Source organism: Streptosporangium vulgare (genome assembly GCF_042428775.1).
Classification (GTDB): Bacteria; Actinomycetota; Actinomycetes; order Streptosporangiales; family Streptosporangiaceae; genus Streptosporangium; species Streptosporangium vulgare.
Genome location: NZ_JBHMBS010000032.1, coordinates 83,006 through 89,667, shown reverse-complemented (window position 1 = coordinate 89,667; position 6,662 = coordinate 83,006). Strand labels below are relative to the sequence as shown.

Here is a 6,662-nt window from a genome sequence, read left to right as displayed (position 1 = left end):
AACCGGCCGAGTTAGGGCACGCTCGGGCCTAGCGGCCCTCCCGCGCGGGCCTTCACCCCCGGCCTGAAGGCCGGAGCACTGGCCCGCATTCGGTAGCGGCTCCCGGTGATGCCGCCGGACCAGGAGCCCTTCACCTTGAACACGTAGGTCCGCCCCGGGACCAGCGTTCCGGTGGTCGCCCTGGTCGCCCTGCCCGACAGGTCCCACTGGGTGCCGGGGTCGTACCGGAACAGCACCTTGTCGAGTCCGCCGCGTACTTCGTGGTGGCCGAGGCGCTGACCAACGCGTTGAAGCACCCCGAGGCCGGGCTCGTCCGGATCGGCGTACGGTACGCGGACGGCGTGCTGGCGGTGTCGGTCAGCGACGACGGCCGAACACGCCCCGGACGTGGCCGTGATCGACGTACGGATGCCGCCGGGCTTCCGGACCGAGGGGCTCCGCGCCGCGCTCGACCTGCGTCGCGCGCGTCCGGGCATCGGCGTGCTGATGCTGTCGGCGCATCTGGAGACGCGCTACCTGTTCACCCTGCTCGACGGGGAGCCGCGCGGGGTCGGTTACCTGCTGAAGGACCGGATCGCCGGGGTCGACGCGTTCGTCGAGGCCCTGCGCCGCGTGCACGCGGGTGGCTGCGTGGTCGATCCCGAGGTGGTCGCCACGATGCTCGCCCGCCGGTCCGACAGGACCGGGTTCCTCAGCGCCCGCGAGCTGGAGATCCTGGGGCTGATGGCCGAGGGGCTGTCCAACCAGGCCATCAGCGAGCGGCTCCATCTGGCGCCGCGGACGGTCGAGGCGCACATCCGGCACGTGTTCGTCAGGCTCGACCTGCCGCCCGCGTCCGACTACCACCGGCGGGTCCAGGCCGTGCTCGCCTACCTGCGGCGGAACGACCCGCCGAAGTAGGGCACGGGCGCGGGCTCAGGTACGAGCACGGGCTCGGGTCGGGCGCCGGGGCGACCGCTCACCTCGCCGTGGTGGCCTTCGCCGTGACGCCGCGGAGCACCCGCCGCGTCACTTGACCGCCCCGATCGCGAGGCCCGAGATGAAGTGCCGCTGGAACCGCAGGAACACCAGGAGTGTCGGCACGGCGGCGATGATCGTGCCCGCCGCGATGACGTTCCAGGAGGAGACGAACTGGCCCTGCAGCCCGAGCAGCGCGGGGGTGACCGGCATCTTGGTGTCCGTACGCAGCACGGTGATCGCCCACAGCAGGTCGTTGAAGATCCAGGTGAAGGAGAGCGCGCCGAGCGCGGCCAGGGCGGGCCTGGTCAGCGGCAGCACGATGCGCCAGAAGACCTGCGCGACACCCGCGCCGTCGATGGTGGCCGCCTCCTGGATCGCGCCGGGCAGCTCCCGCATGAAACCGTGCAGGACGAAGGTGTAGAAGCCGAGGCCGAACGCGACGTGGACGGCGACCAGCGCGGCGAGCGTGTCGTAGGTGCCGGTGAGTTCGGCGAACTTGGAGACCGGGATGAGCAGGATCTGCGGCGGCAGCAGGTTGCCCGCGAGCATGACCAGCAGCAGCGTCCGGCGGAACGGGACGCGGTAGCGGCTCAGCGCGAACGCCGCCATCGCCGCGAGCAGCAGGCTCAGCGCCACCGCGGGCACGGTCACCAGGAAGCTGTTGACGAGCGACTGGAGCTGGCCGCCGTCGCTCCACGCCTGGCGGTAGGTGTCGAACGTGAACGAGCGGGGCAGGCTGCCCACGCCGTTGGCGGCGACGTCGTCGAAGGTGCGCAGCGAGGTGAGCACCACCCAGATGATCGGTGACAGCCAGAGCAGCGACAGCAGCGCCATGCTCCCGTGGAAGGCCCCGGTTCGGAGTCCTCTTGTCATGATTCCTCCCGGAAGGCACGGACCAGATAACCGAGGATCACGACGAGCGCGAGCGCGAAGATGACCACCGCGATGGCCGATCCGTATCCGAGGCGCAGGCTCTGGAACGCCGCCGAGTACATGTAGGTGCTCAGCAACTCGGACGAGTGGTACGGCCCGCCCCTGGTGAGCGCCCAGACGATGTCGAAGGAGCGCAGCGAGTCGATGACGATCACCGAGAGCACGACCGCGTTGACCCCGCGCAGCTGCGGGAGGGTGACGTTCCTGAGCCGCTGCCAGCCCCCGGCCCCGTCCACCTTGGCCGCCTCGTACAGGGCCGGGTCGATCGCCTTGAGACCGGCCAGGTAGAGCACCATGACGTAACCGATCTGCCGCCACAGGGCGGGCAGGATCACCGCGTAGAGGGCGGTGTCGGGGTCGGCGAGCCAGGGGCGGCTCAGGTGCTCCAGCCCGACCGCGGTGAGGACCTGGTCGGCCAGCCCGTCCGGCTGGTAGAAGACCCGCCACACCAGCGCGGTCACGACCAGCGAGAAGACGACCGGGGTGAACAGCGCCGCCCGGTAGAGGCCGACGCCCCGCCGGTCGCGCCGCAGCAGCAGCGCCATGCCGAAGCCGCCGAGCACCGAGAGCCCGCCGAAGAGCACCAGCCACAGCACGGTGTTGCCGAGCGCGCCCCGGAAGATCGGGTCGCCGGCGAGCTCGGCGAAGTTGGCCAGGCCGACGAACTCGGGCGGGGTGAGCCCGTCCCAGCGCGTCAGCGACAGGTAGAGACCCTGCGCCGCGGGCCAGAAGACCCAGACGCTCTCCACCACGAAGGGCACCAGGACGAACACCGCGAGCAGCGGCGACAGGTTCCGCACCGGTCGCCGCCGGTTCGCCGGTCTCACGGGGGTCGTTGGCAAGGGAGTGGCCGTCACGTCAGCCCTTGAAGACCTTCTGCGCGGCTGTCTGCCATTCGCTCAGGATGGTGTCGATCTCGTCGGGCCTGTCCATGAACTTGGTCAGCGCCGTGTCGGCGGTCGGCTGCAGGGCGTCGCTGGAGTCGCGGTTGAAGAACTGGGTGAGGTCCGCGGCCTCGTCCAGCATCGCCTTGCCCTTGGCGACCAGCGGCGAGTCGGCCGCCTTGGCCTTGGGGTTGGCGGGGAGCACGATGCCCGAGCTGCTCGCGATGTAGAGCTCCTGCGCCTCTGCCGAGGCCAGGTAGGTGAGCAGGGCCTTGGCCCCGGCCGGGTTCGCCGACTTCGCGCTGGCGAAGAAGCCGTCGGTCGGCGCCTCCTCGACGATCGGCACCGCGGGATCGATGATGGGGAACCGGAAGAAGTCGAGGTCGCCGAGGGCGTCCTTGGGAGCGGCGTCGGCGAAGAAGGTGCCGATGAGGAACATCCCCGTCTTGCCCCCGAGCAGGGCGGTGGTCGCCTCCTGGAACGGGTAGGCCTTGCCCTTCGGGTCGAAGTAGGGGAGCACCTCGCGCCACTTGGCGAAGACGGCCTTCACCTTGGGGTCGTCGAAGCGCTGCTCGCCCGCGAGCAGCTCGCGGTGGAAATCGGCCCCGTTGATCCGGACGTTGAGGTAGTCGAACCAGATGGAGGCCACCCACGGGGTGTCGCCCAGGCCGATGCCGATCGGCGGGATCCCCTTGCCCTTCAGCGTCTCGCACAGGGTGAGGAACTCGGCCCAGGTCTTCGGCTCCTGAACGCCCCACTTGGCGAAGTTGGACTTGCGGTAGAAGAAGCCCCACCAGTAGTTGTTCATCGGCACGAAGATCTGCTTGCCCTCGCCGTCGGTGGACAGCTCGCGCAGCGTCGCGGGGTAGTCGCCCATCGAGGCCCACACGTCGGACACGTCGAGCAGCAGGTCCTTGTCGGCGTAGTTGTCGGCGACCGAGCCCGCGTACCAGGTGTAGAGGTCGGGCGGGTTCGCCGAGGTGAGGTAGGTCGGCAGCTGGGTGCGGTAGGTCTCGGAGGCGACCGTGTTGAGCGTCGCCGTCCCCTTGCCCAGCGCGTTGAACCTGTCGACGATCTTCTGCATCGCCGCCTTGGCCTGCGGCGAGGACAGGTTGGACTGGAGGGTGACCGGCCCGGCCGGGGCGGCGCCGGACGAGGTGGCGGCGGCCGTCGCGGCGGGCTTCGTCGCCGAGGTGGCACAGCCGCTCGCCAGCCCGGCGACACCGAGTGCGCCCAGCCCGGCGAGCCCCATCTGCCCGAGGAACCGGCGGCGACCGGAGTCGAAGTCGCTCAAGGGTGTTCCCTCCTTCATCGACACGTTACGTGACATCGCTTTGTGTCGGTCATGTGAACGTCGTGAGCAGAAGGTTGCATCGGTCCTCATCGACTGTCAATATATTTCATAATTAATGATTTAACCGAGACCGGCGGAACGACAGGAGATTGATCATGAACCGGCTGCCGGGGAAGATCGCACTGGTCACGAGGGCCGGGCCGGGGATCGGAGCGGCGGACGCCCGGCGTCTCGCCGTCGGCGGAGCCACCGGGATGCCGCCGCGGTGCCGCCGGGCACACCGGACGCCGGTGCCGCGACGGACCTCGCGGACGGCACCCGCCCCAACGGCGGCCGATCACCGTCCGTGGTCGGCGACGGCTCAGGCGGGGCCTCCGCGACCGGCGCCGGTCCCGTTGTGGACGGCGGCCGGACCGCGGTGAAAGCCTCGGCCTGAGACATCGATCACCAACTGCGATCACCAACAGGGAAGGCGCGAAAACCTTGGCACGGTACGCACATCGCGGCGTCCACGGGCAGACCGTCGAGATCGTCGCACGGCGAATCCTCAGCGGCGGGATCGCCGAGGGCGAGACGCTCAACATCGTGGCTCTGCAGGAGGAGCTGGGTGTGAGCCTGACCGCACTGCGCGAGGCACTCAAGGTGCTCTCCGCCAAGGGCATCGTCGACGCCCGGCAGCGGCGCGGCACCTTCGTACGGCCGCGCACCGACTGGAACCTGCTCGACGGCGATGTGATCCGCTGGCAGTTCGACGAGCACACCGACCCCCGGCTGCTGGACGAGCTGCACGAGGTACGCACCATCGTGGAGCCCGCCGCCGCCCGGCTGGCCGCCGACAGGGCCACGGAGGCGGACCTCGCCGCCCTCGACGCGGCGCTCGACGCGATGGCCGCCGCCGACGGCGACCCCGTCGCGGCCGTCGCCGCCGACCTGCTCTTCCACCGCGCACTGCTCGCCGCCACGCACAACGAGCTGCTGGAGCGGATGGAGATCGTCATCGAGACCGGCCTCGCCGAACGGGACCTCCTCGTGCACGGGGGCGAGCACCACGACGACCCGGTGCCCAGCCACCGGGCGGTGGTCGAGGCGATCCACGACCGCGATCCTGACGCCGCCGAACGCGCCATGCGGGGGCTGCTCGCCAAGGCCGTGCACGACGTGGCCAGGGTCCGCCGGTCACAGGAGGAGCCGTCCGGGGGAAGAGCCGGGGGAAGAACGGCGAGGCCCCCGGGTCCCCCGGGGGCCCCGGGGAACCCGGAGGATCCCGAGGACCCCAAGCCCCCGGCCTCCGCGCGGACGCCGCCGAAGGACTCGACGTCACCGAAGCACTCGAAGAACGTGAGGGAAGAGCGGTAGTGAAGATCGAGCGAGTCGAGACCTTCCTCGTCCCGCCGCGCTGGCTCTTCTGCCGCGTGGAGACCGACGAGGGCATCGTCGGCTGGGGCGAGCCGGTCGTCGAGGGCCGTGCCGAGGTGGTGCGGGCGGCGGTGGAGGTCCTCGCCGGATACCTCGTCGGCGAGGACCCCCTGCGGATCGAGCACCACTGGCAGGTGCTCACCAAGGGCGGCTTCTACCGGGGCGGCCCGGTGCTCTCCAGCGCCGTCGCGGGCCTCGACCAGGCGCTGTGGGACATCGCGGGGCAGGCGTACGGCGCCCCTGTCCACGCGCTGCTCGGCGGCCCGGTGCGCGACCGCGTCCGGGTGTACTCCTGGGTGGGCGGCGACGAGCCCGGCGAGGTGGCCGCGGAGGTCGCCGCCCAGGTCGAGGCCGGTTTCACCGCGGTCAAGATGAACGCCGGCGGCCGCCTCTCCCCCCTGCCCACCCCGGCCGAGATCGACGACGTGGTGCGACGGCTCGCCGCCGCCAGGGAGGTGCTCGGCGACCACCGCGACGTGGCCGTCGACTTCCACGGCCGGGCGGGCGCGGCGGCGGTCCGCCGCATCCTCCCCGAGCTCGCGGCGCTGCGGCCGCTGTTCGCGGAGGAGCCGCTGCTTCCCGAGCAGGGCCACGCCCTGCACGACGTCGTCACCTGCTCGCCGATCCCGATCGCCACCGGCGAGCGGCTCTACGGCCGCGCCGAGTTCCTCGGACCGCTGCGGGCCGGTGTCGCCGTGGTGCAGCCGGACCTCTCCCACGCGGGCGGCATCTCCGAGGTACGCCGCATCGCGGCCCTCGCCGAGACCTACGGGGCCCTTCTCGCGCCGCACTGCCCGCTCGGCCCGATCGCCCTGGCCGCGAGCGCGCAGGTCGCCTTCGCCACGCCCAACTTCCTCATCCAGGAACAGAGCGTCGGCATCCACTACAACGAGGAGGCGGACCTCCTCGACTACGTCGTCGACCCCGAGCCGTTCCGCTTCGTCGACGGGCACCTGCGCCGGATGGACGCCCCCGGCCTGGGCATCACCGTGGACGAGGAGGCGGTCCGCCGCGCCGACCGCACCGGCCACGCCTGGCGCAACCCGGTCTGGCACCACGACGACGGCTCCTTCGCCGAATGGTGACCGGCCGGCGCCGCCGTACCCGCCTCCGGACCGGTGGGCCGGCGACTCACCCCTCCACGTCCCACACCGACCACAAGGATCACACCGACC

At 71.2% G+C, this 6,662-nt stretch carries 7 protein-coding genes; 3 read left to right on the top strand and 4 right to left on the bottom strand.

Annotated features, from left to right (window positions below; all coding sequences use genetic code 11):
- Positions 1-11: 11 nt before the first annotated feature.
- Positions 12-296, bottom strand: coding sequence for a hypothetical protein (locus ACFFRH_RS38465; RefSeq protein WP_344747222.1), 285 nt, complete (start codon positions 294-296; stop codon positions 12-14).
- Positions 297-387: 91 nt separating this feature from the next.
- Between ACFFRH_RS38465 and ACFFRH_RS38460 the strand changes: the two genes are divergently transcribed.
- Complete coding sequence (locus tag ACFFRH_RS38460; protein WP_386162428.1) at positions 388-900, top strand: response regulator transcription factor; 513 nt, start codon at positions 388-390, stop codon at positions 898-900.
- A 108-nt stretch (positions 901-1,008) separates the two neighbouring features.
- On the opposite strand, the gene ACFFRH_RS38455 is transcribed toward ACFFRH_RS38460, so the two are convergent.
- Genes ACFFRH_RS38455 through ACFFRH_RS38445 form a run of 3 tightly spaced genes read right to left on the bottom strand, consistent with a single transcriptional unit; the run spans position 1,009 to position 4,071 of the window.
- The gene (locus ACFFRH_RS38455) at positions 1,009-1,833 is read right to left on the bottom strand and encodes a carbohydrate ABC transporter permease (protein ID WP_386162427.1); all 825 of its coding nucleotides are present in this window, start codon (positions 1,831-1,833) and stop codon (positions 1,009-1,011) included.
- A complete protein-coding gene (locus tag ACFFRH_RS38450; protein ID WP_386162425.1) occupies positions 1,830-2,693 on the bottom strand; it encodes a carbohydrate ABC transporter permease in 864 nt (287 codons plus the stop codon). Before ACFFRH_RS38450 ends, ACFFRH_RS38455 begins: the two co-directional genes overlap by 4 nt.
- Positions 2,694-2,751: 58 nt before the next feature.
- Entirely contained in the window at positions 2,752-4,071 is a 1,320-nt protein-coding gene (locus ACFFRH_RS38445; RefSeq protein WP_344747225.1) for an ABC transporter substrate-binding protein, read from the bottom strand.
- 483 nt (positions 4,072-4,554) lie between these two features.
- Here ACFFRH_RS38445 and ACFFRH_RS38440 point away from each other — a divergent pair, with 483 nt between their 5' ends.
- Both ACFFRH_RS38440 and dgoD read left to right on the top strand, forming a co-directional pair.
- A complete protein-coding gene (locus ACFFRH_RS38440) occupies positions 4,555-5,427 on the top strand; it encodes a FadR/GntR family transcriptional regulator (protein ID WP_344747227.1) in 873 nt (290 codons plus the stop codon).
- A complete protein-coding gene (gene dgoD / locus ACFFRH_RS38435; protein WP_344747228.1) occupies positions 5,427-6,572 on the top strand; it encodes a galactonate dehydratase in 1,146 nt (381 codons plus the stop codon). Before ACFFRH_RS38440 ends, dgoD begins: the two co-directional genes overlap by 1 nt.
- Positions 6,573-6,662: the final 90 nt, after the last annotated feature.

What these genes read in the sequence shown, in the direction of transcription:
- ACFFRH_RS38455 (WP_386162427.1), bottom strand. Translation starts at nt 1,833, where the DNA reads ATGACAAGAGGACTCCGAACCGGGGCCTTCCACGGGAGCATGGCGCTG.